24 protein-coding genes are annotated in these 25,396 nt (G+C 59.9%); 17 read left to right on the forward strand and 7 right to left on the reverse strand.

Annotated elements, in window-relative coordinates; translation table 11 throughout:
* Positions 1–12 precede the first annotated feature (12 nt).
* From WNZ14_RS20150 to WNZ14_RS20160, 3 genes are all read right to left on the reverse strand, one after another.
* Entirely contained in the window at positions 13–1,152 is a 1,140-nt protein-coding gene (locus tag WNZ14_RS20150) for a Gfo/Idh/MocA family oxidoreductase (protein WP_342870473.1), read from the reverse strand.
* 89 nt (positions 1,153–1,241) lie between these two features.
* Positions 1,242–3,515 carry a glycoside hydrolase family 9 protein gene (locus WNZ14_RS20155; RefSeq protein WP_342870474.1) on the reverse strand — a complete coding sequence of 758 codons (2,274 nt, stop codon included), beginning with the start codon at positions 3,513–3,515 and terminating at the stop codon, positions 1,242–1,244.
* A gap of 142 nt (positions 3,516–3,657) precedes the next feature.
* Entirely contained in the window at positions 3,658–4,494 is an 837-nt protein-coding gene (locus WNZ14_RS20160; RefSeq protein ID WP_342870475.1) for an alpha/beta hydrolase, read from the reverse strand.
* A gap of 201 nt (positions 4,495–4,695) precedes the next feature.
* Between WNZ14_RS20160 and WNZ14_RS20165 the strand changes: the two genes are divergently transcribed.
* From WNZ14_RS20165 to WNZ14_RS20175, 3 genes are all read left to right on the forward strand, one after another.
* Positions 4,696–6,045 carry an NAD(P)-dependent oxidoreductase gene (locus WNZ14_RS20165; protein WP_342870476.1) on the forward strand — a complete coding sequence of 450 codons (1,350 nt, stop codon included), beginning with the start codon at positions 4,696–4,698 and terminating at the stop codon, positions 6,043–6,045.
* A 16-nt stretch (positions 6,046–6,061) separates the two neighbouring features.
* Positions 6,062–7,372 (forward strand): NAD-dependent dihydropyrimidine dehydrogenase subunit PreA, encoded by a 1,311-nt coding sequence (preA, locus tag WNZ14_RS20170; RefSeq protein WP_342870477.1) that lies wholly within the window; start codon positions 6,062–6,064, stop codon positions 7,370–7,372.
* A gap of 204 nt (positions 7,373–7,576) precedes the next feature.
* Positions 7,577–8,179, forward strand: a complete 603-nt coding sequence (locus WNZ14_RS20175; protein WP_342870478.1) for a DUF2799 domain-containing protein — start codon at positions 7,577–7,579, stop codon at positions 8,177–8,179.
* Positions 8,180–8,191: 12 nt separating this feature from the next.
* Here the strand turns inward: WNZ14_RS20175 and WNZ14_RS20180 are convergent, their stop codons facing one another.
* Positions 8,192–8,953: an AraC family transcriptional regulator gene (locus WNZ14_RS20180; RefSeq protein ID WP_342870479.1), complete on the reverse strand. Its 762-nt coding sequence runs from the start codon at positions 8,951–8,953 to the stop codon at positions 8,192–8,194.
* Between the two features lie 85 nt (positions 8,954–9,038).
* Between WNZ14_RS20180 and WNZ14_RS20185 the strand changes: the two genes are divergently transcribed.
* Positions 9,039–9,575 carry a peroxiredoxin-like family protein gene (locus tag WNZ14_RS20185; RefSeq protein WP_342870480.1) on the forward strand — a complete coding sequence of 179 codons (537 nt, stop codon included), beginning with the start codon at positions 9,039–9,041 and terminating at the stop codon, positions 9,573–9,575.
* Positions 9,576–9,596: 21 nt separating this feature from the next.
* Here the strand turns inward: WNZ14_RS20185 and arsH are convergent, their stop codons facing one another.
* Positions 9,597–10,313 (reverse strand): arsenical resistance protein ArsH, encoded by a 717-nt coding sequence (gene arsH / locus WNZ14_RS20190; RefSeq protein ID WP_342870481.1) that lies wholly within the window; start codon positions 10,311–10,313, stop codon positions 9,597–9,599.
* A complete protein-coding gene (arsC, locus tag WNZ14_RS20195) occupies positions 10,310–10,714 on the reverse strand; it encodes an arsenate reductase (glutaredoxin) (RefSeq protein ID WP_342870482.1) in 405 nt (134 codons plus the stop codon). The genes arsH and arsC overlap by 4 nt, the downstream gene beginning before the upstream one ends.
* Positions 10,715–10,957: 243 nt before the next feature.
* On the opposite strand from arsC, the gene WNZ14_RS20200 reads away from it, so the two are divergent.
* Positions 10,958–11,716 carry an SDR family oxidoreductase gene (locus WNZ14_RS20200; RefSeq protein ID WP_342870483.1) on the forward strand — a complete coding sequence of 253 codons (759 nt, stop codon included), beginning with the start codon at positions 10,958–10,960 and terminating at the stop codon, positions 11,714–11,716.
* Between the two features lie 13 nt (positions 11,717–11,729).
* On the opposite strand, the gene WNZ14_RS20205 is transcribed toward WNZ14_RS20200, so the two are convergent.
* A complete protein-coding gene (locus WNZ14_RS20205) occupies positions 11,730–12,356 on the reverse strand; it encodes a TetR family transcriptional regulator C-terminal domain-containing protein (protein ID WP_342870548.1) in 627 nt (208 codons plus the stop codon).
* A 261-nt stretch (positions 12,357–12,617) separates the two neighbouring features.
* Here WNZ14_RS20205 and WNZ14_RS20210 point away from each other — a divergent pair, with 261 nt between their 5' ends.
* The 12 genes from WNZ14_RS20210 (at position 12,618) to ade (ending at position 25,370) form a co-directional block, all read left to right on the forward strand.
* A complete protein-coding gene (locus WNZ14_RS20210) occupies positions 12,618–13,946 on the forward strand; it encodes an aspartate aminotransferase family protein (RefSeq protein ID WP_342870484.1) in 1,329 nt (442 codons plus the stop codon).
* 2 nt (positions 13,947–13,948) lie between these two features.
* Positions 13,949–15,439 (forward strand): CoA-acylating methylmalonate-semialdehyde dehydrogenase, encoded by a 1,491-nt coding sequence (locus WNZ14_RS20215; protein ID WP_342870485.1) that lies wholly within the window; start codon positions 13,949–13,951, stop codon positions 15,437–15,439.
* A gap of 3 nt (positions 15,440–15,442) precedes the next feature.
* Positions 15,443–15,730 carry a cupin domain-containing protein gene (locus WNZ14_RS20220; protein WP_342870486.1) on the forward strand — a complete coding sequence of 96 codons (288 nt, stop codon included), beginning with the start codon at positions 15,443–15,445 and terminating at the stop codon, positions 15,728–15,730.
* 9 nt (positions 15,731–15,739) lie between these two features.
* Complete coding sequence (locus WNZ14_RS20225; protein WP_342870487.1) at positions 15,740–16,990, forward strand: Zn-dependent hydrolase; 1,251 nt, start codon at positions 15,740–15,742, stop codon at positions 16,988–16,990.
* Positions 16,991–17,033: 43 nt separating this feature from the next.
* On the forward strand, positions 17,034–17,795 hold the full coding sequence (locus tag WNZ14_RS20230; protein ID WP_342870488.1) for a class II aldolase/adducin family protein: 762 nt from the start codon (positions 17,034–17,036) through the stop codon (positions 17,793–17,795).
* Positions 17,796–17,872: 77 nt separating this feature from the next.
* Positions 17,873–19,330 carry a dihydropyrimidinase gene (hydA, locus tag WNZ14_RS20235; RefSeq protein ID WP_342870489.1) on the forward strand — a complete coding sequence of 486 codons (1,458 nt, stop codon included), beginning with the start codon at positions 17,873–17,875 and terminating at the stop codon, positions 19,328–19,330.
* 93 nt (positions 19,331–19,423) lie between these two features.
* Positions 19,424–20,206 (forward strand): ABC transporter ATP-binding protein, encoded by a 783-nt coding sequence (locus WNZ14_RS20240; RefSeq protein ID WP_342870490.1) that lies wholly within the window; start codon positions 19,424–19,426, stop codon positions 20,204–20,206.
* A 60-nt stretch (positions 20,207–20,266) separates the two neighbouring features.
* The gene (locus tag WNZ14_RS20245) at positions 20,267–20,605 is read left to right on the forward strand and encodes a hypothetical protein (RefSeq protein ID WP_342870491.1); all 339 of its coding nucleotides are present in this window, start codon (positions 20,267–20,269) and stop codon (positions 20,603–20,605) included.
* Positions 20,602–21,489, forward strand: coding sequence for an ABC transporter permease (locus WNZ14_RS20250; RefSeq protein ID WP_342870492.1), 888 nt, complete (start codon positions 20,602–20,604; stop codon positions 21,487–21,489). The genes WNZ14_RS20245 and WNZ14_RS20250 overlap by 4 nt, the downstream gene beginning before the upstream one ends.
* On the forward strand, positions 21,486–22,592 hold the full coding sequence (locus WNZ14_RS20255) for an ABC transporter permease (protein ID WP_342870493.1): 1,107 nt from the start codon (positions 21,486–21,488) through the stop codon (positions 22,590–22,592). The genes WNZ14_RS20250 and WNZ14_RS20255 overlap by 4 nt, the downstream gene beginning before the upstream one ends.
* Before the next feature lie 32 nt (positions 22,593–22,624).
* A complete protein-coding gene (locus tag WNZ14_RS20260; protein WP_342870494.1) occupies positions 22,625–23,590 on the forward strand; it encodes an ABC transporter substrate-binding protein in 966 nt (321 codons plus the stop codon).
* A gap of 82 nt (positions 23,591–23,672) precedes the next feature.
* A complete protein-coding gene (gene ade / locus WNZ14_RS20265; protein ID WP_342870495.1) occupies positions 23,673–25,370 on the forward strand; it encodes an adenine deaminase in 1,698 nt (565 codons plus the stop codon).
* Positions 25,371–25,396 lie beyond the last annotated feature (26 nt).

Raw genomic sequence — 25,396 nt, forward strand, 5'->3', positions numbered from 1 at the left:
GTTCATTGCGTTCTAAAAATCGGACTTCGGAACAAACGCTCCCACGCCAGCATTCATCGCCAAAGCCAGTTCCGTCAGATGCAGCGCTCGTTTGCCTGAAAAGAACGGAGCCTGCCCGGCAGACACAGCTTGCGCCATCACGGCTATGCCACGGGCGAAATCGATTTGCGACGGGAACGCGGCCAGCTTGCCGGCTTTTGCTGGAGCAGGATAGGCAACCGCTCGGCCGTGAACCAGCCTGAGCGGCAATACCTGGCCGCGTTTGCGTTCGAACCGGCCCGCAAGGCGCTGCAGTAATGGCCGTTTTCCGTCGAACCTGCTCAGATGGACCGGTGACCGATCATCCCACAAATCCCGCACCACGATGGTGCCTTCCTCCCCCACAATCGTCAGCGACCGGTCGCGCGGAGCGGCAAGGCCGCAGGTCAGACGCGCCGTCACACCGGAGCGGAAAGACAGGCAGCCGACTGCAAAATCCGGCGCCAGTTCAAGGTTCGCAGTACCCGGCCCTTTGTCAGGGAACGTCAGCGCGGAAAAAGCCTGCCCCTTTTCAACTGCACCAAACAGCGAAACCAGCCATGACAGGCCATACCCCGCGTGCTCCAGCGTGCACCCGACTTCAAACTCGTGCAGCCCAGGCCATTTTGCACCTGAACGCGAGCGCCATTCCATCCAGTTGTCCTTGAACACCGGCCCGTCTTCCATCTCGGCATAGGCGAGCCGCGGCGCACCGATCCGCCCGGCTTCAATCAGGCTGGCGACCATTTGCTGCGCATCCGAAAGACCGTTGGCGGGGGCGCCACAGACAGTCAGCCCCTTGCGTTCCGCCAGTTCAATCACCGCGTGCGCCTCCTCGAACGTCATGCCCAGCGGCTTTTCGCAATAGACATGCTTGCCCGCATTCAGCGCCGCGCAATTGAGCTCAGAATGGCTTTCCGGCGACGCAAGATTGATGATGATGGTGGTCTCATGATCACCCAGACACTCCTCAAGCGATCCGTACGACCAGATGTCGTGGAAAAGGCAAAACTGCGTGAGCCGGTCCGCGTCATGATCCCACGCCCCGACGAGTTTGAGCTCGGGATAATTGGCAAGCGTGGTGATGTAATAGTCGGCGACATAACCGGTGCCGACAAATGCGATTTTGGTCATGGCTCTATGTTCCCGGCCAGCTGTGGTCCCGAAACTAGCATTCCGGTGTTAAGATGCAGTTGAATTCAATCTTGCTAATACTGCACGATCTAGGGCGTATCGGCCAGAAACGAAGCGATCCAGCTCAAGGGCGCATTCCAGTTGATGGCAATTTCATTGGTCGAGAAGGACCGTGGATCGTCAATATAGCAGGCCTGCGGTGCGCAGCCTTCCAGTTTCCCGATGGCATAGTCGTCGGCGAGCCCGCTGTTGGGTCCGCCCGCAAGCGCACCCTTGGGCACGGCCGGATAGGATGGGTCGGTCGCGGCTGCAAACATGTAGGAAAATTGCCGCTGCGCGTAGGTTGTTCCGTAGCCGGTGACATAGGATATCCCCAGAGCATTCCGCCCCAGAATGTAATCCATGCTTTCGCGAACTGCCTGCAGATAGCGCTTATCGCCAGTGATGTCATAGGCTGTGGCAACGACGATCATGTTTTGGATCAGGGACTGGTTGGACCCCCATCCAAAACGCTCGGTGTTATACATGTAGCCAAATGCTTCTTTTCTCTGATCGTCCAGATAAGTCTCGGCTGCCTCTCTGACTGAGACCTGGACCGCCTTCAGATCACGCTTTGGCAGCTTGGACGGAACAGTGGCGAGCTGGAGGCGGCCAAGCGCCGCGACCGAGCGCCAGTCAAATCCGTTGGGCTGGAAAACCGGGCCGGACCAATGCGGTGAGGCTTTCGCGCGATCAAGCCAGACCTGGTCTCCGGTGCTCAGATACAATTCTGACGCGGCCCAGTAGAATTCATCGCTGACATCATCGTCCTGGTAGTCGCCACCACCGATGGTGCCGTCGCTATAAGGCGCATAGACCGCAGGGTTGGCTTCCGCAGCCTGATAGGCGCTGACCGCCGCCGAAAGCAGCTTATCCGAATAGGCCGGGTCATACCGCGCAAACAACCGCGCGCCCTGCGCTGCTGCCGCCGCCAGATTGAGTGTGGCTGCGGTCGATGGCCGGTGTAGCACGCGCAGCTCAGGATCCAGGTTTGGCAGGATAGGCCCAGACGGCCAGCGGTCGCCGTGTACCTTGTGATGCGCCATCCCGGCGTAGGGTTCGCCTTCGGGGACAACCATCGACATCAGGAAATCCAGTTCCCAGCGCGCTTCATCCAGAATGTCCGGAATTCCATTTCCGGCCTCGGGAATACGAACCAGCCCATCGCCAACTGCCGGAGAGGATCGACGGTTGTGATTGAGAGCCCTCTCGTAGACACCAAGCAACTGCGCGGTAGCAATGCCGCCATTGACGACATATTTGCCAAAATCGCCCGCATCGTACCAGCCACCGGCGACATTGAGCTTGTAGCCGCAGCCCCAATCCTCGCCGTAGACCTTGCGCGCTGTGCGGCTGTCGACACAACCAACTGATGTATCGCCGCGGTTTGGGGCCTTGCCCAGATGTCCGGCCGGATGGCCATAGCCCTTTCCGGCAAACTCCTCCTTGATCTCGATGCCGCTGCGCACCTTGTAGAAATAGCTCAGCGCATCGGCACGCAGGTCACCATAAGCCGTATCGGAAATCGAGAACGGAGGGCTCGTGTCCCCCTCGACCACCAGTCGGTAACCATCGCCGATTTCGCGGTAACCGCCAAAATCGATGACGTGCACATCAAGCCCTGAGGATGCATTGTAACCTTGAGGCTTGCTGGTTCCCGATAGAACAGTCTGGCCCGAAGCCGAAAGCAACTGCCACGGAACCCGCGTTGGATCCGAGCGCACCAGGGTAGCGTGCTTCGGGCCGCCCGGAAAATAGGCCAGCTGATTGACGCGTATTGCCGACGTGGCATCGGAAGCGGTCTTTGCAAGCTGCTCCTGGCCGGTCTGCAAGGAGGCCGAATTCAGACAGAAACGCCAGGGCTTGTCTGCGCCTCCAAGCTGAAACACCAGCTGAGCCTCCGCGTGGGTTTCAGCGGCGGTAAAATCCTCGGTCAATGTTTGTTGCCTGGGGCCCAGGCCACGTACGATCTCGCCCTCAACAGTCCAGGGCTCGGCTGCCTTCTGCGCCACGGCCCGCATCGGTCCGCCCGGATCCCCGGACACTGTGATCGACAGACGGTAGCTCTCGCCTTGTGCAAGACTGAGTCCGTTGAACCCGACGATTGCATCCCAAGGCTGGGCCGTTCCGCCCGCCACCAGACCACACAACGCGCCTGCCTGGTACTCCAGCTGAATGTTTTGTGTCGCCCACCATTCTCCGACGAACGCTGAATTGGCAAAGGCAGGATCAGGCAACAGCTCGCGAGCTGCTGCGCTTGTCGAGGGCATGGCGTGGGCCGCCAGCAATGCAAGGAGGCCCATCATGGCCCTGAAGTGCGTCATGGCTGTTTCCGGATTCGGGGATCGGGAAGTATGACGGCCCTGATGGCCGCAGTGCATAAGCTGTTGCAACAAAACTAGGCTGTTGCAATGAACAAAACTTTAATCGCGCAAGCTCCACCTGTCCCTTTGCCTTTGGCTGTCTTCAGCCCTCAAATCCGACAAACGCCCGGCACAACGGATGGTCAGGGTCTGAAAGCCCGTCAATGACATCGAAATGGTGCTTTCCGACATCTTCATGCATACGCATCGACGTCGCGAAGCCGCGCCACATCTCGTAGAGCGCCCGGTTCTGACGCACGAATTCAGGCCGTTCGCTGGCCCCGACCCAGGCGGTGACCGGAATGGCCGCAAGCGGCGCCAGCAATGCGGGGCTTTCGGTTTGCGCCTCGGCCGCATCGAGCTTCAATGAATCATTCATCTCGGTCTGCATAAGCGGGCGGAGATCGTGAACACCGGAGATCGAGGTAACGCCTGCGATACGGTCCAGGACCTCCCCGGACAGCAGCGGCACACCGCTGATCATGCGGGTAACCAGTTGTCCACCAGCGGAATGGCCGGTGAGCCTGATCGGTCCAGCAACTTCCTGTGCCGCGAGGGTCACGGCTGCCGCAATCTCGCGGGCAATCCCGGAGATGCTGTTTTCCGGACAAAGAGTGTAGCTTGGCATCGCCACCGCAAATCCGTGCGCCAGCGGTCCCGTTGCCAGATGTGACCAGTAGGATTTGTCGAAAGCCTTCCAGTATCCGCCATGCACAAACACCGCGAGACCCTTGGCAGAGCCCTCCGGCAGGAACAGGTCGAGCCGGTTGCTTGAGGCTGGTCCATATTCAAGATCAAGACGGGCTCTCCCCGCTGCGCTCAACTTGTCGCGGAAAGCTGCCGCCAGCACGGTCCATCTTGGTGGATAATCCGCAGCCCCAGCGATGTGAGCGCCATTCGCGTAGGCATCGTCATAGTCCGTAATCGGGTAGTCTGTCACAGCCAAGCTCCTTGATTTGCGACATATTTACCGGACTTCAAGCGAAGCGCAATGTTGAGGCCAAAGGTCAATTTTTTATCATCTGATAAAAAAATTGACCTTTTGATAAAACCGTTTCATTCTTCCCAAATCGCGGCAGTGGGGCGCTGAGGAGTTGCCCCAAAAAGACCGCACGAGGTTCTCGCAACGAGAGGGGTCCTGATGACTGTGTCCGAGACGAGCGACGTGAAGGCAAACCGTCTTTCCAGCGCCGAATACACTGAAAATTTTTCCGACATCCATCCGCCGATGACGCAGCATGAAGCGTTTGTCGAAGCGGATCGCTGCTACTTCTGCTACGATGCGCCGTGCATGACAGCGTGCCCGACCTCGATCGATATTCCGATGTTCATCCGCAAGATCCAAGCAGCAAACCCGGTCGGCTCTGCAAAGACAATCTTCGAGCAGAACATCATGGGCGGCATGTGCGCCCGCGTCTGTCCGACCGAAACGCTCTGCGAAGAAGTCTGCGTGCGCGAAACCGCTGAAGGCAAGCCAGTCAAGATCGGCCTGCTGCAGCGCTACGCCACCGACACCTTCATGGAACGCGAACAGCCCCATCCATTTACCCGCGCAGCATCGACCGGCAAGAAGGTTGCCGTCATCGGCGCCGGCCCGGCCGGACTGTCCTGCGCCCACCGTCTGGCAACCCATGGGCACGACGTCACCGTCTACGAGGCGCGCGAGAAAGCTGGCGGGCTCAACGAATATGGCATCGCCTCCTACAAGACGACCAATGACTTCGCCCAGGATGAGGTCGACTTCATTCTCGAAATCGGCGGCATCACCATCGAGAACGGCAAGGCGCTTGGCCGCGACGTCAAGCTGGACCAGCTGACTGCTGATTTCGACGCCGTCTTCCTCGGCGTCGGACTGCCAGGCGTCAACGCGCTTGGGGTGGAGGGCGATGATGCCTCGGGCGTCATTGATGCCGTGGATTTCATCGGCGTGCTGCGTCAGGCAGATGATCTGTCCCTGCTGGAAGTGGGCCGCCGTGTTGTCGTCATCGGCGGCGGCATGACCGCGATCGACGCTGCCATGCAGTCAAAGCTGCTTGGCGCGGAGGAAGTCACCGTGACTTATCGCCGTGGCCAGGAGCACATGAATGCCTCGCTCTATGAGCAGGAGCTGGCGCAGACTCATGGCATCGCGATCCGCCACTGGATGATGCCCAAAAGTCTTGAGGTCACGGATGGCGCAGTATGCTCGATTACACTGGAAAAGACCGAACTCGACGCCGGCGGCAAGCTTGTAGGCACCGGAGAACTGGTGACCATTGAAGCTGATCAGGTGTTCAAGGCCATCGGTCAGACGCCGGATGACGGACCGCTCGCAGGGCTGCCGATCGAGTTGGTGAAAGGCCGCATCAGCGTCGACGAAAACCGTCGAACCTCGCATCAGAAAGTCTGGGCAGGCGGGGACTGCATTGCCGGTGGCGAAGACCTGACCGTGGTCTCAGTTGAAGATGGCAAGATCGCCGCTGAAAGCATTCACAAAGCCCTGATGGCTTGAGGAAGGAAAAGATATCATGGCTGACCTTTCCACCAATTTCATTGGCATCAAATCACCCAATCCATTCTGGCTCGCCTCGGCCCCGCCGACAGACAAGGCCTACAATGTCGAGCGCGCGTTCGAGGCCGGCTGGGGCGGCGTCGTCTGGAAGACGCTCGGCGAAGCAGGCCCTCCCGTCGTCAATGTCAACGGTCCGCGCTATGGCGCCATCTGGGGGCCAGACCGCAGGCTGCTCGGTCTCAACAATATCGAGCTGATCACCGACCGCGATCTCGAGGTCAATCTGCGCGAGATCACTGAAGTCAAGAAACGCTGGCCCGACCGGGCAATGATCGTCTCGATCATGGTGCCCTGCGAGGAGGAAAGCTGGAAGGCGATCCTTCCGCGTGTCGAGGACACCGGGGCCGATGGCATCGAGCTCAATTTCGGCTGCCCGCACGGCATGAGCGAACGCGGCATGGGCGCAGCCGTTGGGCAGGTGCCCGAATACATCCAGATGGTCGCAGAATGGTGCAAGCACTATTCCAAGATGCCGGTCATCGTGAAGCTGACGCCCAACATTACTGATATCCGTTATCCTGCGCGCGCGGCCAAGGCCGGCGGTGCGGATGCCGTTTCACTGATCAACACCATCTCTTCGATCGTCTCGGTCGATCTCGACAATTTCGCGCCCATGCCCACCATTGACGGCAAGGGCTCGCATGGCGGCTATTGCGGTCCTGCGGTCAAGCCGATCGCGCTCAACATGGTGGCCGAAATCGCCCGTGACGCCGAAACCCGCGGCCTGCCGATTTCCGGCATCGGCGGCGTGCAGACATGGCGTGATGCGGCAGAATTCATTGCGCTTGGCTGCGGCACGGTGCAGGTCTGCACTGCGGCCATGACCTACGGCTTCAAGATCGTGCAGGAAATGGCGCAGGGCCTCTCGGACTGGATGGACGAGAAGGGCTACGAGACCATCGCCGACTTCCAGGGCCGCGCGGTGCCGAATGTGACCGACTGGCAGTATCTCAACCTCAACTACATCACCAAGGCCAAGATCGATCAGGACCTCTGCATCAAGTGCGGCCGCTGCCACATCGCCTGCGAGGACACGTCGCACCAGGCGATCACCTCGATGGTAGATGGAGTCAGGCATTTCGAGGTGATGGACGACGAATGCGTCGGCTGCAATCTCTGCGTCAATGTCTGCCCGGTCGATGACTGCATCACCATGGTTGAGATGACCGAGGGATCGGATCCGCGGACCGGCAAGCCGATTGACCATGACTACGCCAACTGGACGACGCACCCCAACAACCCGATGGCCAAGCAGGCCGCCGAGTAAACCTGCGCGACTGCCTTGGGTCGACTTGCAAGAGACCGGCCGTTTTTGACGGTCGGTTTTTTGACTTTAAAGTGAGCATGTCTGCGCGCTCACTGAGAATGCAAGCCCCCCTGCGACCACACAGACAGACCTCTGCCTTGGTTGTCTACGGTACGTCAAATTGCTATTAATTTCCGCGGGCTGTCTGCTTTCGGGGGAAAATGCATGAGATCGTATTCTGTTCTGGTTCTTCTTGCGTGTCTCGTGCTGGGGTCATGCCAAACCTTGTCGAAAGAGGAATGCGCCGTCGCCGACTGGCGGGTGATCGGGGAACAGGACGGGGCTGCCGGGTACAATCCGCAAGACCGCTTTGCCCGCCACGTCAAGGCCTGCTCCAAGGCAGGTGTCGCCGCCGACCAAAGCGCCTGGTATCAGGGTTATCAGCAGGGCCTACCGCGTTACTGCACACCGCTCAATGGTCTTAGTGTCGGCAGTCAGGGCAACTCCTATGGCAATGTCTGCCCCGCCAATCTCGATGCAGGATTCCGTGAAGGGTACGAGCTGGGGCGGGTGCATTACAGCAAGAAACGCGAAATCAGTTCGCTGGAATCGCGCATCCGCAGCCTGGAGCAACAGATCCGCGACGATGAGAAGCTGATAAGCGCGGGCTCAGAGGACCGCCGCACGCTGGAACGGCGAATTGATGACAATCGCCGCAACATTCGCGGCATGGATCGTGACATCGGCCGGTTGCAATCCGAGTTGCGCCGCATTGAAGATGATATGGAAGACTTCCGCTACCGCGCGGTGCCGCTATCACAAGGATGAAGGCTGAGGGCCCTAGATCCAGGCGTTAGACCCGGCCGGTCGATGCCCGCGCATGGCCAGTGGATTGTGTCCGTATTGCTGCCGGAAGGCTCTCGCGAACCCTTCCGCTGATCGGTAGCCGTAGCGGCGCGCCACGGCATCGACGCGACCACCCTTTTGAAGATCCTGCCGCGCCAGAAGAAGCCGCCATCTGCGCAGGTAGGCCGCCGGCGTTTCCCCGACGACGGCCACGAAGGTCTCCGCAAAACGGCTGAGCGACAATCCGGCTATCTCGGCCAGGTCGTCATTGCGCCAGCTTCGCCCGGGATTTTCGTGAATGGCTACGATAGCCCTGTTCAGCCGCACATCCGATAGTCCCGACAGCAGCCCCGGCTCGGTCGAGCCCGCCTCGATCTGCGCCCGCAGCAGCCGCACGATCATGACTTCGCCAAGCCGGTTGACGACAGACGCCGATCCGCAGCGGGCCGCGGCAAGCTCCGAATGCATCAGGTTGATCAGGCTGGCAGCCTCCAGGTCCTCGGAAAGGTCGAAACAGATCCTTTCCGGCAACGCCGCCAGCAACGGGTTCGACACCCCGCCCCAATCGACCGTGGCGGCAAACAGCACGGTTTCGGCAGGCAAATCGGAGCCGACGGCGGCATTGCCGAACCAGACATGGCCTGATGCGCCGTCCGCACCGGCGGTCACCACCATGGAGGCCTCTGTCAAAGGCGCGGGCTGCACCTGCAAGGCAAACCGCTCCATCAGCGTTGTCAATCTGTCGATACGAGCCATCTCGGTGTTCTGGTCTGTTAAATCGGATTTTCCAGACTGTAATTCCGATATGATGCCTGCACAACCCCTGCAGAAAGGCCTCACCATGCTTGTGCCCCGTCAGAAAACACCTGATCTGAATGTACCGACACTCAACCACGGCACGTTCGACCTCACCACCGACGCTTCGGAACGCGGAACCATCATCTGTTTTTATCGCGGGCTCCACTGCCCGATCTGCGCCACCTACCTCACCGAGTTTCAAAAGCGTGTGGCAGACTTCGCCGAACGCGGCGTCGCCACCATCGCCATCAGTTCCGATGGCGAAGACCGTGCCCGTCAGATGGCAGAGAAGATCGGCGCTGACACATTGCGGTTCGGATACAATTTGTCCCTGGCCAAAGCACGTGAGTGGGGGCTCTATATCTTCACTTCGCGCGGCAAGACCTCGATCGGCATCGAAGAGCCTGCCCTGTTCTCCGAACCGGGCCTCTTCATGGTAACGCCACAGCAGACGCTGTTTTACGGCTCAGTCCAGACCATGCCATTCGTGCGCCCGCATTTCTCCGAACTCGTCGGCGCGCTCGATTTCGCCATCAAGAACGATTACCCCGCACGCGGCGAATACACCGGCGCGGTCTGAATCCTTCGCTGACCGCCAGTGCTAGATCGAGCGCTGGTTCACACGCAGGGAAAGCGCTTCGGCGCTTTCCACCCGCTCGGAATAGCGATCGACAAGGTAGTCTGAACGCCCACGGGTCAGCAGGGTGAACTTCATCAGTTCTTCCATGACATCGACCATGCGATTGTAATAGGGCGACGGCTTCATCCGGCCTTCTTCGTCAAACTCCCCAAATGCCTTGGGCACGGATGACTGGTTGGGAATGGTGATCATCCGCATCCAGCGGCCCAGAACCCGCATCTGGTTGAGCGTGTTGAAGCTCTGCGATCCGCCGCTGACCTGCATCAGCGCCAGCGTTCGCCCCTGCGTTGGCCGCACCCCGCCAATCGGCGCCAGCGGCAACCAGTCAATCTGCGTCTTCATGACCCCGGTCATGGCGCCGTGCCGTTCCGGCGAACACCAGACCTGCGCTTCCGACCAGAGCGACAGATCGCGCAACTCCGTGACCTTGGGATGGCTTTCAGCGTCATCCGAGACCAAAGGCAACCCGGTCGGGTCATAGATCCGGACCTCGGCGCCAAGCGCTTCAAGCACCCGCTTTGCCTCATGGGTGAGAAACCGCGAATACGACCGTGCCCGCAAGGATCCGTAGAGCATCAGCACGCGGGGCGCATGACCGGGTTCGCCCGGCAAGGCGAGTTTTTCAATGTCCGGACGTTGAAAATTTTCCGGCTGGAGATTTGGCAGATCCTTGATCATGGCGCGACAATCACCTCGCCGTCTTCCTTGGTGTAGGTAGCGCCCGCAGCAACATCGAGAAGCCGGAACACTTCTTCCGACGGGCGACACAGCGCCACCCCTTTGGCGGTGCAGACGATCGGCCGGTTGACCAAAACCGGATGCTCGAGCATCGCATCAAGTATGGCATCGTCTGTGACGGTCGGATCAGTTAACCCCAGCTCCTCGGCGGGAGATTTCGATGTCCGCAAGGCTTCGCGTGGGGTCAAACCGGCAGCAGCAAACAGCGCCTGCAATTGTCCACGAGTCCAGCCGGTTTTCAGATACTCGACAATGACCGGCTCGCCAGTGAAAGCCCTGATGATTTCGAGAACATTGCGGGAGGTTCCGCAACCGGGATTGTGGTGAATTACGATGCTCATGATCGGCTCCTCTGGCTCTGGCGTCCTGATTGATCCCGCTTAACCCACCCGGCCACGCAATGCCAGAATTATATCAAGATTTCTTGATTAGTCATCTTGCGACGTCTCCGGAAGGTCAGGATAGAAGCGGGCACCACTCCCCGCCCTGCGCACGCGCGGAAAATTGATCATCACATTCACACCTCCCATCTTGATTGCGCGCGCCATCGGTTCCAAAAGGTCATCAGCAAAAAGGAGTTCACAATGGCTATCGACCTCACCGGCAAGACAGCACTGATCACAGGCGCCAGCCGCGGCATCGGCGAAGCAGCAGCCCGCATCCTCGCAGGATACGGTGCAAATGTTGTTCTGGCAGCGCGATCGGCGAACGACATCGAACGTATTGCTGCTGAAATCGGCGACAAGGCTTTGGCCGTCACCTGTGATGTCGCGCGCTACAGTGATGTCGATAATGCCGTCAAAAAGGCGGCAGAACATTTCGGCAGTCTGGATATCCTGGTCAACAATGCCGGCATGATCGACCCCATCGCCCGCATCGAGGATTCCGACCCCGAAGCCTGGGACCTGGTGGTCGATATCAACCTCAAGGGCGTCTATCACGGCCTGCGCGCCGCGATCCCGGCGATGAAAAAGCAGGGCGGCGGCGTGATCATCAACATCTCGTCAGGCGCTGCCATCGCCGCACTGGAGGGCTGGAGCCACTATTGCGCCACCAAGGCCGCGGTCCTGTCGCTAACGAAGCTGGCCTACAGGGAATCCATGGCGGACAATATCCGCGTGGTCGGCCTGTCGCCCGGGACGGTGGCGACCGACATGCAGAAATCGATCAAGGATTCGGGCATCAATCCTGTCAGCCAGCTCAACTGGGAAAGCCACATCTCGGCTGAATGGGTGGGAGAGGCCATCGCCTGGCTGGCAACCGATGCCGGCCGAGCTCATGATGGCGGAGATTTCTCCCTCAAGACCGAGGAAGCGCGCCGCGCCGTCGGCCTGATCGCCTGACGGGCACAAAGCTTCAGACGTCGCGCACGCGCGGCGTCCCGCCACCTTTGGCCTGCGGCCGCAGCCCATCGAGAAACAGCGTTTCGAGATAGCGCGCAGCGTCCTCGAAACGGCCCACCGCGCCGCGATCCGGGCCCAGGATCACCTGCACCTGGGTGTCAAAATCGGCGTAATGCTGCGTCGTTGACCAGATCGAGAAGATCAGGTGCCGTGGATCGACCGAGTTGATCTGCCCGGCCTTCATCCAGCCGCGCAGGACTTCTACCTTCTCGTCCACCAGCGGTTTGAGTTCACTCTCGAGCAGGCGTTTGATGCGCGGTGCACCTTGCAGGATCTCGTTGGCGAACAGGCGGCTTTCGCGTGGAAAGTCGCGCGCCATTTCGAGTTTGCGGCGGATGTAGGATTGCAGCTCCGGCAGCGGGTCGCCTACGCCATCAAGCTCGCGCAGCGGCTCAAGCCAGGTATCGAGCAGACGCGCGATCAGCGCCTCGTACATGTCTTGCTTGCGGCGGAAGTAATACAAGAGGTTCGGCTTCGACATACCCGCCTTTTCGGCGATCTGGTCAATCGTGGCGCCACGGAATCCATGGACTGAAAACACTTCAAGAGCGGCATCGAGGATGCGCTCCTCGTTTTCCATCTGGATGCGCGTCTTGCGCTGGGTCTCGGTCGCCCGTGCCTTCAAGTCTCGCGCTCCATCTTGCCTTCGATTTCAACCACACTCCGCCATGACGATGCACTTGCGAACAACGCCGAATTGGCCTTGACCGAATGATTGGCCCTGTTAGAGTTTTATCAAACAGTCAAGATTTTCGTAACACAGCTTGCGTGCGGAAACAAAGCCCTCGAAATGGCAATTGACTAAGGATCGGGAACCCATGCGTCAGGAGGCGCACCAGCCATGTCAAACCGGCTCAACACAACCCCAAATGACCTGCGCGCATTCTGGATGCCGTTTACTGCCAATCGCCAGTTCAAGCAGAACCCGCGCATGCTGGTCGGCGCCAAGGACATGCACTTCACCACCTCCGACGGCCGCAAGATCCTAGACGGCACCGCCGGCCTCTGGTGCGTCAATGCCGGCCATTGCCGCCCCAAGATCACCGAGGCGATTGCCCAGCAGGCCGGCGAACTGGATTACGCACCTGCCTTCCAGATGGGACACCCGAAAGCGTTTGAACTGGCCAACCGCCTTGTCGATATTGCGCCTGAAGGCATGAACCATGTGCTGTTCACCAATTCCGGCTCGGAGTCGGTGGAAACCGCGCTCAAGGTAGCGCTCGCCTACCACCGGGTGAAGGGCAACGGTTCCCGCACCCGGCTGATCGGCCGCGAGCGCGGCTATCACGGTGTCAATTTCGGTGGCATCTCGGTCGGCGGCATTGTCTCCAACCGCAAGATGTTCGGCACGTTGCTGACCGGCGTCGACCACATGCCGCACACCCACCAGCCGGACAAGAACGCCTTCACCAAGGGCCAGCCCGAGCATGGCGGCGACATTGCCAGCGAACTGGAACGCATCGTCACGCTGCATGATGCCTCGACCATCGCCGCTGTCATCGTCGAGCCTGTGGCGGGCTCCACCGGTGTGCTGATCCCGCCCAAGGGCTACCTCAAGAAACTGCGCGAAATCTGCACCAAGCACGGCATCCTGCTGATCTTCGATGAGGTCATCACCGGATACGGCCGTCTCGGCTCGCCCTTTGCGGCTCAGCATTACGACGTCATGCCGGACATGATGGTCACCGCCAAGGGGCTGACCAACGGCGTTATTCCGATGGGTGCGGTGTTTGTCACTTCGGAGATCCATGACGCCTTCATGCAAGGCCCCGAGCACATGATCGAGTTCTTCCACGGCTACACCTATTCGGGCAACCCGATTGCTTCTGCGGCAGCCCTCGCAACGCTCGACACCTACAAGGAAGAAGGCCTGCTCACCCGCGCTGCCGAGATTGCGCCCTACTGGGAAGAGCAGCTGCATTCGCTCAAGGATTGCCCGCACGTCATCGACATCCGCAACACCGGCCTGATCGGCGCCATCGAGCTCGACCCCATTGCCGGCGAGCCGACCAAGAGGGCCTTCTCAGCCTTTCTCAAGGCCTATGACGACGGATTGTTGATCCGCACCACCGGCGACATCATTGCGCTCTCTCCGCCACTTATCATTTCAAAGGACCAGATCGACGAGTTGTTCGAAAAGCTCCGCACAGTCCTGGGACAGGTAGCCTAATCATGCAGATCATTGAAAACGCCATTGGCGGCAAACTGACGATTTCCGGCTCGGATCGCCGCTCCCCGGTGTTCAACCCGGCCACCGGCGAGCAGATCGCTGAACTGCCCTTGTCGACGGTTGAGGAAATCAATGCTGCCGTGGCATCCGCCAAGGCGGCACAGCCCGCCTGGGGCGCAATGCCGCCGCTCAAGCGCGCGCGCTTCATGTTCAAGTTCAAGGAACTGCTGGACCGCCACGCGGCCGACATCGCCCGCGAAATCTCGCGCGAGCACGGCAAGACCCATGACGATGCGCTGGGCGAAGTCACCCGCGGTATCGAGGTGGTGGAGTTCGCCTGTGGCATCCCCAACCTGCTCAAGGGCGATTTCTCGCGCAATGTCGGTCCGGGCGTCGATTCCATCGCCGACCGCCAGCCGCTGGGCGTGGTCGCGGGCATCACCCCTTTCAACTTCCCGGCCATGGTGCCGATGTGGATGTATCCGATCGCAATCGCCTGCGGCAATACCTTCATTTTGAAGCCATCGGAGCGTGATCCGTCAGCCCCGATGCTGGCGTGGAAACTGTTTCAGGAAGCGGGCTTCCCTGAAGGCGTGCTCAACATTGTGCATGGCGACAAGCTTGCCGTCGATACACTGCTCGATCATCCCGATGTCAAGGCTGTGAGCTTCGTTGGCTCCACCCCGATTGCCGAATATGTCTATTCCCGCGGCACCGCCAACGGAAAGCGCGTGCAGGCACTGGGCGGCGCCAAGAACCACATGGTGATCATGCCCGACGCCGATATGGACCAGGCAGCCGACGCACTGATGGGCGCCGGTTACGGCTCCGCCGGCGAACGCTGCATGGCGATCTCGGTTGCAGTTCCCGTTGGCGAAAAGACCGCCGACGCGCTCATCGCCAAGCTCAAGCCCCGCGTCGAGGCTTTGAAGATCGGCCCGGCCACAGACGAAGCTGCCGAAATGGGTCCGGTTGTCACCAAGCAACACCAGGAAAAAGTGCTCGGATACATCGACCATGGCGTCAGCGAAGGTGCAGAATTGGTGGTTGATGGTCGCGGCTTCTCGCTGCAGGGCTATGAGAACGGCTACTTCGTCGGCGGCACGCTGTTTGACCGCGTCACCACCGACATGACCATCTACAAGGAAGAGATCTTCGGCCCTGTTCTTTCGGTTGTCCGCGCTGGCACCTTCGACGAAGCCGTCAAGATGATCAACGACCATGAATATGGCAACGGCACCGCGATCTTCACCCGCGACGGCGACGCCGCCCGCGCCTTCTCCGATTCCATCGAAGTCGGCATGGTCGGCATCAACGTGCCGATCCCGGTGCCGGTGGCCTATCACTCCTTCGGCGGCTGGAAGCGCTCGTTGTTCGGCGATCATTCGATCTACGGTCCCGAAGGTGTGCGTTTTTACACACGTCTGAAAACCATCACCTCGCGCTGGCCCAACGGCATCAAGTCGGGTGCAGTGTTCAATTTTCCGAGCTGAACCATGAAACGTGAACCTGCCACCGCAACAACCCTGGTCGATGACGAGCGCGTTCGCGTCACCCGCTTCGATTTCGAGCCGGGTCAGGAAACGGGATGGCATGTTCATGGCCATGATTATGTCGTCACCCCGGTGACCGAATGCATCATGCTGCTCGAAGAGCCCGGCGGGACTTCGCGCACCGTGACCATGGCGGCAGGCGACGCCTATCGCAGGCCGATTGGGGTCGAGCACAATGTCGTCAATGCCGGAACAAAGATGATGAGCTTTGTCGAAGTCGAACTGAAATAGGAGACCACCATGTCCGCACCTGCAGCAAATCTCAGAATCAACGCCGACCGGCTCTGGGAGTCGCTCATGGACATGGCCAAGATCGGACCGGGCATTGCAGGCGGCAACAACCGCCAGACATTGACTGATGAGGACGGCGAAGGCCGACATCTGTTTCGCAAATGGTGCGAACAGGCGGGCCTCACCATGGGTGTCGACACCATGGGCAACATGTTCATGACCAGGCCCGGCACAGATCCTGAAGCATTGCCGGTCTATGTCGGCTCCCATCTCGACACCCAGCCGACGGGAGGCAAATATGACGGCGTGCTCGGCGTGTTGGCAGGTCTCGAACTTGTCCGCACCCTCAATGATCTGAACATCAAGACAAAGCACCCGATCGTGGTGGTCAACTGGACCAACGAGGAAGGGACGCGTTTCGCGCCCGCAATGCTCGCCTCCGGCGTCTTCGCCGGCATCCACAAGCAGGACTGGGCCTATGACCGCGTCGACGCAAAGGGCAAGCGCTTTGGCGATGAGCTGGAGCGCATTGGCTGGAAGGGCGACGAGGAAGTTGGCGCGAGGCAGATGCATGCGCTGTATGAGCTGCATATCGAGCAGGGCCCGATCCTCGAAGCCAAGGGCAAGGATATCGGCGTTGTCACCCATGGCCAGGGCCTGCGCTGGATCCAGTGCACCGTCACCGGCAAGGAAAGCCACACCGGCTCGACCCCGATGCCGATGCGCCTGAACGCCGGCCGTGGTCTGGCACAGATCACCGAACTGGTGCACCAGATCGCCATGGACAATGCGCCCAATGCGGTGGGCGCCATCGGCCACATCGACATCTACCCCAATTCCCGCAACATCATCCCGGGCAAGGCGGTCTTCACTGTCGATTTCCGCAGCCATGACCTCGACACGCTCAATGGCATGGTCGACCGGCTGATGGCGGAAGCACCAAAACTCTGCGATGCGCTGGGCGTCGGCTTCGAGGCAGAAATCTCCGGTCAGTTCGATCCGCCGGAGTTTGACCATGCCTGCGTCAAGGCGATCCGCGACGCCGCAGAGCGACTCGGCTACTCACATATGGACATCATCTCCGGCGCGGGCCACGATGCCTGCTGGATCAACCGCGTGGCCCCAACCGCCATGATCATGTGCCCCTGCGTCGACGGCTTGTCGCACAACGAGGCTGAGGACATTTCGAAGGAATGGGCAACTGCGGGCTGCGACGTGCTGATGCATGCTGTGGTGGAGACGGCTCAGATTGTCGGTTGAGCTCTGCAGCAGCAATGACAACACCCAAAGTGAGGACATAGCCATGGCTGAAATTCATTCCCTCCGAGCTGCAGCCCAGCCCGACGAGCAGCAGCTGCGCATCGATCTCGCCGCAGCCCTGCGTCTCGCTGCCTATTACGACTGGCACGAGGGCGTCGCCAACCATTTCTCCGCCGCCGTGTCACCCGATGGCAAGACGTTCCTGGTCAACCCGCGCTGGAAGCATTTCTCCCGCGCCAAGGCCAGCGAATTGCTGCTGGTTGACGCGGACGACCCCGAGACGATGAAACGTGCCGATGCGCCGGACCCATCGGCCTGGTCGATCCATTCCGCCATTCACCGCCGGGTGCCCCATGCCCGCGTGGCGCTGCACCTGCATCCGCCACACGCCACGGCATTGGCCGGTCTGAAAGACCCCTCGATCAAGCCGATTGACCAGACCACAGCCAGGTTTTTCAACCGGCTGGCGATGGACATGGATTTTGGCGGCATCGCCAACGAGGAAGCCGAAGGCGAACGCATCGCCACCACCATCGGCAATTATTCCAACGTGATGATGGCCAATCACGGTGTCACCACCGTGGCCCGCACCGTGGCAGAAGCCTTTGATGCCATGTATCATCTCGAACGCGCCGCGCGCACCATGGTTCTGGCCTATTCGACCGGCCAGCCGCTCAACGTGATGAACGACGAACTGGCCGAATCCGTGGCGCGCGAATGGGACGTCTACAAGGATGCCGAGTTCTCTCATTTCGAGGAAATGAAAATGGTTCTCGACCGGGAAAACCCCGGCTACGCCGACTAGACGACCATTGTTTTTGAAAAGGCCGCATCAAGACGGCTGATCAGCACAAAATTTGGAACAGCAAGAGGACGTGCAACATGAGCACCACCGTCATCAAGAACGGAACAATTGTCACCGCAGACCTGACCTACAAGGCAGACGTGATGATCGAGGGCGGCGTGATTACCGCCATTGGCCCCAACCTTGTCGGCGACACATCGCTCGATGCCACCGGCTGCTATGTCATGCCCGGCGGCATTGACCCGCACACCCATCTCGAAATGCCGTTCATGGGCACCTATTCCGCTGACGATTTCGCAAGTGGCACCCGCGCGGCCCTCGCCGGCGGTACCACCATGGTCATCGATTTTGCCCTCCCCTCGCCCGGCCAGTCGCTCTTGGAAGCGCTGACCATGTGGGACAACAAATCGACCCGCGCCAGTTGCGATTACTCGTTCCACATGGCGATCACATGGTGGGGCGAGCAGGTGTTCAACGAGATGGAAACCGTGGTCAAGGACAAGGGCATCACCACCTTCAAGCACTTCATGGCCTATAAGGGCGCCCTTATGGTGGATGACGACGAGATGTATTCCTCCTTCAGCCGCATTGGCGAACTGGGCGGCATCGCCATGGTCCATGCTGAAAACGGCGACGTGGTCGCGCAACTGCAGCAGAAGCTGATGGCCGAGGGCAACAACGGCCCCGAGGCGCACGCCTATTCGCGGCCTGCCGAAGTCGAAGGCGAAGCCACCAACCGCGCCATCATGATTGCCGACATGGCCGGCACACCGCTTTACGTGGTGCACACATCGTGCGAACAGTCTCACGAAGCAATCCGCCGTGCCCGCCAGAAGGGCATGCGCGTCTGGGGCGAGCCGCTGATCCAGCATCTCACGCTCGACGAGAGCGAATACGCCAATCCTGATTGGGACCATGCCGCGCGCCGGGTCATGAGCCCGCCATTCCGCAACAAGATGCACCAGGACAGTCTCTGGGCAGGGCTTTCGGCCGGTTCGCTGCAGGTGGTTGCCACCGACCATTGCGCCTTCACCACCGAGCAAAAGCGCTATGGCGTTGGCGATTTCACCAAGATCCCCAACGGCACCGGCGGGCTTGAAGACCGCATGCCGATGCTCTGGACCTATGGTGTGGCGACCGGGCGGCTGACCATGAACGAGTTCGTCGCCGTTACCTCCACCAACATCGCCAAGATCCTCAACTGCTATCCGAAAAAGGGCGCGGTTCTGGTCGGCGCTGATGCAGATCTGGTGGTCTGGGATCCTGAAAAATCAAAGACCATAACCGCCAGCACCCAGCAGTCGGCGATCGATTACAACGTCTTTGAAGGCAAGCAGGTCAAGGGCCTGCCGCGCTATACGCTGACCCGCGGCCATGTCGCAATCGACGACGGCGAGATCAAGACGGTGGAAGGTCATGGCAAGTTCGTCGCGCGTGAGCCGGTGACGCCGACCAACAAGGCGCTGTCGACCTGGAAGGAAGTCTCTTCGCCGCGCAAGGTCGAGCGCTCCGGCATCCCGGCGAGTGGAGTTTGATGGCACAAGAATTGCGAGTGTCATACGAAGAGATGGCAATGGCAGACAGGGCAGAGATTTCGGGGAATGCAATGAAACAAAAAGCGGCAACTCATGCCTGAGACAGTCATCTCTGCCCAAAATCTGGACCTTACCTTCGAGACCAATGACGGCCCAGTCCATGCGCTGAAAGACATCACGCTTGACATTGCCGAGGGCGAGTTCGTCTCTCTGATCGGCCCGTCCGGTTGCGGCAAGACCACGTTGCTGCGCGTGATCGCAGACCTTGAAAAGCCGACCGGCGGCACGGTATCGATCAACGGCATGACGCCCGAAGAGGCTCGCCTCGCCCGTGCCTATGGTTACGTGTTCCAGCAGGCAGCCCTTCTGCCCTGGCGCACCATCGAGGAAAATGTCGCACTGCCGCTTGAAGTCATGGGGCTCGAGAAATCCACCCGCACCGGGCGGATCAAGAGCAATCTGGAATTGGTCAATCTGACGGGTTTCGAGAAGAAATTCCCCTGGCAGCTTTCGGGCGGCATGCAGCAGCGCGCCTCTATCGCCCGCGCTCTGGCGGTGGAACCGGCCATGCTGCTGATGGACGAGCCCTTCGGCGCGCTTGACGAGATTGTCCGCGACCATCTGAACGAACAACTGCTGAAGCTCTGGGCCAAGACAAAGAAGACCGTGGTCTTTGTCACCCACTCGATTCCGGAAGCCGTGTTCCTGTCGACCAAGATCGTGGTGATGAGCCCCCGTCCCGGCCGCATTCACGAGATCATCGATTGCGACCTCGGCCCCGACCGGCCGCTTGATATTCGCGAAACGCCGGAATTCCTCAAGATCGCCCATCAGGTCCGCGAAGGCCTGAAGGCGGGACACAGCTATGATGAGTAATCTGGAAGCTAGCTCAGAGGATATTCTCGCCCTGCCAATAGGCCAGCGGGGATATGCAGCATGATGAGCACGTCGCTGATGATCTGGCTCGCGGGCGCAATGACTGCATTTCTCCTGGGAGCGAGCAGTCTCAGGATCTATGTCGACCGGCCTTCGATCTGGCTGCTGGCGCTTGCGATCGTGCTCTATTCGGCAGGCAATCTGATGATGGTGCGGCTGATGCGGGAAAGCGGCCTCGCGGTCGCGATGTCGCTGGCGGCGATTCTGCAACTGGTCCTGATCAACATCGTCGGACTGCTGATCTTTGGTGAACGGCCGACGAACATGCAGATTGGCGGCATCACGCTCGGGATTATCGCCGTCACATTGATCGTCTGGCCGCAAGGGAGACAGGGATGAACGGGCACAGCTTCATCAGGGACCGGCTGGTTCCGATCGGCTCGATCCTGCTGGTCATCCTCGTTGCCTGGTACATCGCTGCCTATTCCATGAACGCACCATTCCAGCGTGATTTTGACCGTAGGGCCGGCGAGACCCGCACTGCGACCGAGTTCCTGATGAAGACCATGAGCCAGCCCAAGCCAACGATGCCAGCGCCGCATCAGGTGGCTGAAAACCTCTGGAAGAACACGCTCACGGTCAAGCCGTGGTCAAAGCGCAGCCTGGTCTATCATTCCTGGATCACGCTGTCGGCGACACTGCTCGGCTTTGCCATGGGGACAGCACTCGGCGTGGCCATCGCCATCGGCATCGTCCATATCCCGGCGCTCGACCGATCCTTCCTGCCGTGGATCATCACCTCGCAGACGATTCCCATTCTGGCCATCGCGCCGATGATCATCGTGCTGCTCTCGGCCATCGGCGTCACCGGGCTTCTGCCAAAGGCGCTGATCTCGACCTACCTGTCGTTCTTCCCGGTCGCCGTAGGCATGGTCAAGGGTTTGCGCTCGCCTGACGTGCTGCATCTCGACCTGATGCGGACCTACTCTTCCAACAAGATGCAGACTTTGTGGAAGCTGCGCATCCCGGCCTCGGTCCCGTTCTTCTTCACCTCGATGAAAGTGGCGATTGCCGCAAGCCTGATCGGCGCCATCGTCGGTGAACTGCCCACGGGTGCGGTTGCAGGAATTGGCTCCAAGCTGCTGGCCGGTTCCTACTATAGCCAGACTGTCGACATCTTCGCAGCCCTGATCGCTGGTTCCGTCGTTGCGATCCTTCTCGTCACCGCAGTCGATATCGTCGGTCGGTTCGTCAACACGCGCATGGGAGCCAAGCCCCGATGAGTGTCTTCCGCCCCAACTGGCAAGCGCTGATGTCGCTGCTCGCAACTCTCTACAGCCTCACCGCGTTGCCCTTCACCGCCAGCATGAGCTCCGCCTCGTCGCTGACGGTTGTGGCAATTCTGGCCGCAGGTGCACTCGCTTCGATGTTGCGGCTGGGCTTCGCAATGGAAACAGCTGTTCTAACGCTGACAAGTTTTGGCGCAGCGGCATTGCTCATCGCAGGCCTGAATGACGCTTTCGGCACCGCCAGCCAAGGCTACTTTGCAACTCTGGTCGCAGCCTGGCTTCTGGGCTGGCGGCTGGTCACCGTGCTGTCAGGCGATGGCACGCGCGCCAGTCAGGTCGGCGGCTCCGCCATTATTGTCCCGGCGTTGTTCGGGATCTGGGTAGTGATTCTGTGGGAGTGCATTATCCGTGGAGCTGGCGTCCCGTTTGTTCTGCTCCCGCCTCCTTCTGCCATCGGAGTCAGGATCACAAACTCGACGTCTATCCTGGCTGCAGATTTCCGCCAGACCGTGCTCAAGGCGGTGCTGTTCGGTTATGTCGTCGGCTCACTTACAGGCTTTCTGGTCGCTATCCTGGCCGACCGTTTCCGCTTCCTCGCCAATGGTCTGCTTCCGATCGGCAATATGGTCTCGGCTCTGCCGATGATCGGCATCGCGCCGATCATGGTGATCTGGTTCGGCTTCGACTGGCAGTCGAAGGCTGCCGTCGTCATCGTCATGACCTTCTTCCCGATGCTGGTGAACACGCTTGCGGGACTGGCCGCAACCGGCGACATGGAGCGCGACTTGATGCGCACCTATGGCGCCACTCACTGGCAGGTGCTGCTCAAGCTCAGGCTTCAGGCCGCGATGCCTTTCATTTTCAATGCCCTCAAGATCAATTCCACGCTGGCGCTGATCGGCGCCATCGTCGCCGAATTTTTCGGAACGCCGATCGTCGGCATGGGCTTTCGTATTTCGACCGAAGTGGGTCGGATGAACCTTGACATGGTCTGGGCGGAAATCGCCATGGCCGCTATTGTCGGGTCTCTATTTTATGGGGCACTCGCACTTCTCGAGCGCACCGTCACTTTCTGGCATCCGAGCTATCGCAGATGATGGACCGGAGCCTTAACCAGAGGAGAACGTCAATGAAAAGAACACTAGGACTGACACTCGCACTCACCATGAGCTTGATGGCGGGTGCTGCGCATGCAGCCGACAAGGTGACCCTGCAGCTCAAATGGGTCGCCCAGGCCCAGTTTGCAGGCTACTTCGTCGCCAAGGACAAGGGCTTTTACGAAGAAGCCGGCCTCGACGTCGAAATCAAGCCCGGCGGCCCGGACATCGCGCCTGAACAGGTTATCGCAGGCGGCGGCGCAGACGTGATCGTCGACTGGATGGGCGGCGCGCTTGCAGCCCGTGAAAAGGGCGTAGGCCTCGTCAACATCGCCCAGCCTTACAAGAAGGCCGGAATGGAAATGGTCTGCCCGGCTGACGGCCCGGTCAAGACCACCGACGACTTCAAGGGCCACACCCTTGGCGTCTGGTTCTACGGCAACGAGTATCCGTTCTTTGCCTGGATGAACAAGCTTGGCCTGTCCACCGAAGGCGGCGCCGAGGGCGTGACCGTTCTCAAGCAGAGCTTTGACGTGCAGCCGCTGATCCAGAAGCAGGCCGACTGCATCTCGGTCATGACCTACAACGAGTACTGGCAGCTGATCGACGCCGGCTACAAGCCGGAAGACCTGATCGTCTTCAACTACTCCGAAATGGGCAACGACCTGCTTGAGGACGGCCTCTATGCGATGGAAGACGATCTCGCCGATCCTGCTTTCGCCGAAAAGATGGTCAAGTTCGTCGAGGCCTCGATGAAGGGCTGGGAATACGCGATCGCCAACCCTGAAGAAGCCGCTTCCATAGTCATGGACAATGGCGGCCAGGATGAAAACCACCAGGTCCGTATGATGGGCGAAGTGGCCAAGCTGATCGGCGAACCCGATGCGAAACTTATCGAGGCAGCCTATGAGCGCACTGCAAAGGCGCTGCTCGATCAGGGTATCATCACCAAGGAGCCGTCGGGCGCCTGGACGTCCGAGATCACGGACAAGATGTAATCATCCTTTTTGGGTTAAACTTCACCGGCCGGCAGAAATGTCGGCCGGTTTTGATTCGGGTGAACGGCAAGAAGGACCAGCCATGACAGACAGACTTGGCGACATGATTGACCAGGGCCAGGGTAAAGTGCCCGCTGACATCGTGCTCAAGGGCGGCAAGCTGTTCGACCTTACCACCGGTGAGTTGCGTGATGGCGATATCGCCATATGCGGTGAGCGCATCATCGGAACACTCGAGAGCTATTCAGGCGTCGAGGAAATCGACATCTCCGGCAAGATTGTCGTGCCGGGTTTCATCGACACACATCTGCACATCGAAAGTTCGCTGGTCACCCCGCATGAATTTGACCGTTGCGTCCTGCCGCGCGGGATCACAACTGCAATCTGCGATCCACATGAGATCGCCAATGTCATTGGCGCGACCGGAATTCGTTATTTCCTCGATTGCTCCGAACAGACAATCATGGACATCCGGGTGCAGCTGTCGAGCTGCGTACCTGCCACCCATCTTGAAACCGCCGGCGCCCGGCTCGATATCGAAGATCTGCTGCCGTTCCGTGACCACAAGCAGGTTATCGGGCTTGCAGAATTCATGAATTTCCCCGGAGTGCTGGGCAAGGACCCCGCCTGCATGGCCAAGCTCGAAGCGTTTCAGGGTGGCCATATCGACGGCCACGCGCCCTTGCTGCGCGGTCTCGGACTCAATGGCTATCTCGCCGCCGGTATCCGCACAGAGCACGAATCCACCACCGCCGAAGAAGCGCTGGAGAAGATGTCCAAGGGCATGCATGTGCTGGTGCGCGAGGGCTCCGTGTCGCGCGATCTCGATGCGCTGATCCCAATCATCACCGAGCGCAACTCTCCGTTTCTGGCGCTCTGCACCGATGACCGCAACCCGCTCGATATCGCCGAGCACGGCCATCTCGATTACATGATCCGCCACGCGATTTCGAAAGGCGTCGAGCCGCTGGCAATCTACCGCGCCGCCTCGATTTCCGCCGCCCGCGCTTTTGGTCTCAAGGACCGTGGCCTGGTGGCGCCGGGCTGGCGCGCCGATCTGGTGGTGCTCGACAGCCTTGAAGCGTGCAACGCCCAGATGGTATTCTCCGCCGGACGCCTGGTGACCGATGCACTGTTTGCAACCCGTAACACGACCGAGCTGGTGGGCACTGACAGCGTCCGTGCGCCAAGCGTGGACGCCGCATCCTTCACTGTGCGCAAGAACCGCAACCACACGCCGGTGATCGGAATCATTCCAGGCAAGATCATCACTGAACGCCGCGATCTTGATCTCGCCATCGACAATGGCGAGACAAAGGGTGATCCGTCCCGTGACATCCTCAAGATCGCAGTCATCGAGCGCCACGGCAAGAACGGCAACATCACCACCGGCTTCGTCCAGGGGTTCGGTCTCAAGCGCGGCGCCATAGCCTCTACCGTTGCCCATGACAGTCACAACATCTGCGTTGTCGGTGCCGACGAGACCGACATGGCGGTGGCTGCCAACCGGCTAAGCGAAATCCGCGGCGGATTCGTCGTTGTCGAGGATGGCAAGGTGGTTGCAGAAATCGCATTGCCGGTCGCAGGTCTGATGAGCGATCTGCCCTATGAGCAGGTGCGCGAAAAGCTCACACCGTTGCGCGCGGCTGCCAAACTGCTTGGCGGAACGCTCGATGAACCGTTCCTTCAGCTGGCCTTCCTGGCGCTTCCGGTGATCCCGCATCTCAAGATTTCCGATATGGGCATGGTCGATGTCGATGCATTTGCCTTGATCGAGTGAGCCTGCGACAAGTAATGACGGTCCCG

It is taken from the genome of Hoeflea sp. AS60 (genome assembly GCF_038900115.1).
Lineage (GTDB): Bacteria > Pseudomonadota > Alphaproteobacteria > Rhizobiales > Rhizobiaceae > Hoeflea.

Excerpts from the sequence above, each read along its gene's own strand:
- WNZ14_RS20150 (WP_342870473.1), bottom strand. The coding sequence starts at position 1,152 with ATGACCAAAATCGCATTTGTCGGCACCGGTTATGTCGCCGACTATTAC.
- WNZ14_RS20155 (WP_342870474.1), bottom strand. The coding sequence starts at position 3,515 with ATGACGCACTTCAGGGCCATGATGGGCCTCCTTGCATTGCTGGCGGCC.
- WNZ14_RS20165 (WP_342870476.1), top strand. The coding sequence starts at position 4,696 with ATGACTGTGTCCGAGACGAGCGACGTGAAGGCAAACCGTCTTTCCAGC.
- preA (WP_342870477.1), top strand. The coding sequence starts at position 6,062 with ATGGCTGACCTTTCCACCAATTTCATTGGCATCAAATCACCCAATCCA.
- WNZ14_RS20175 (WP_342870478.1), top strand. The coding sequence starts at position 7,577 with ATGAGATCGTATTCTGTTCTGGTTCTTCTTGCGTGTCTCGTGCTGGGG.
- WNZ14_RS20180 (WP_342870479.1), bottom strand. The coding sequence starts at position 8,953 with ATGGCTCGTATCGACAGATTGACAACGCTGATGGAGCGGTTTGCCTTG.
- WNZ14_RS20185 (WP_342870480.1), top strand. The coding sequence starts at position 9,039 with ATGCTTGTGCCCCGTCAGAAAACACCTGATCTGAATGTACCGACACTC.
- arsH (WP_342870481.1), bottom strand. The coding sequence starts at position 10,313 with ATGATCAAGGATCTGCCAAATCTCCAGCCGGAAAATTTTCAACGTCCG.
- arsC (WP_342870482.1), bottom strand. The coding sequence starts at position 10,714 with ATGAGCATCGTAATTCACCACAATCCCGGTTGCGGAACCTCCCGCAAT.
- WNZ14_RS20200 (WP_342870483.1), top strand. The coding sequence starts at position 10,958 with ATGGCTATCGACCTCACCGGCAAGACAGCACTGATCACAGGCGCCAGC.
- WNZ14_RS20205 (WP_342870548.1), bottom strand. The coding sequence starts at position 12,356 with ATGGAAAACGAGGAGCGCATCCTCGATGCCGCTCTTGAAGTGTTTTCA.
- WNZ14_RS20210 (WP_342870484.1), top strand. The coding sequence starts at position 12,618 with ATGTCAAACCGGCTCAACACAACCCCAAATGACCTGCGCGCATTCTGG.
- WNZ14_RS20215 (WP_342870485.1), top strand. The coding sequence starts at position 13,949 with ATGCAGATCATTGAAAACGCCATTGGCGGCAAACTGACGATTTCCGGC.
- WNZ14_RS20220 (WP_342870486.1), top strand. The coding sequence starts at position 15,443 with ATGAAACGTGAACCTGCCACCGCAACAACCCTGGTCGATGACGAGCGC.
- WNZ14_RS20225 (WP_342870487.1), top strand. The coding sequence starts at position 15,740 with ATGTCCGCACCTGCAGCAAATCTCAGAATCAACGCCGACCGGCTCTGG.
- WNZ14_RS20230 (WP_342870488.1), top strand. The coding sequence starts at position 17,034 with ATGGCTGAAATTCATTCCCTCCGAGCTGCAGCCCAGCCCGACGAGCAG.
- hydA (WP_342870489.1), top strand. The coding sequence starts at position 17,873 with ATGAGCACCACCGTCATCAAGAACGGAACAATTGTCACCGCAGACCTG.
- WNZ14_RS20240 (WP_342870490.1), top strand. The coding sequence starts at position 19,424 with ATGCCTGAGACAGTCATCTCTGCCCAAAATCTGGACCTTACCTTCGAG.
- WNZ14_RS20245 (WP_342870491.1), top strand. The coding sequence starts at position 20,267 with ATGATGAGCACGTCGCTGATGATCTGGCTCGCGGGCGCAATGACTGCA.
- WNZ14_RS20250 (WP_342870492.1), top strand. The coding sequence starts at position 20,602 with ATGAACGGGCACAGCTTCATCAGGGACCGGCTGGTTCCGATCGGCTCG.
- WNZ14_RS20255 (WP_342870493.1), top strand. The coding sequence starts at position 21,486 with ATGAGTGTCTTCCGCCCCAACTGGCAAGCGCTGATGTCGCTGCTCGCA.
- WNZ14_RS20260 (WP_342870494.1), top strand. The coding sequence starts at position 22,625 with ATGAAAAGAACACTAGGACTGACACTCGCACTCACCATGAGCTTGATG.
- ade (WP_342870495.1), top strand. The coding sequence starts at position 23,673 with ATGACAGACAGACTTGGCGACATGATTGACCAGGGCCAGGGTAAAGTG.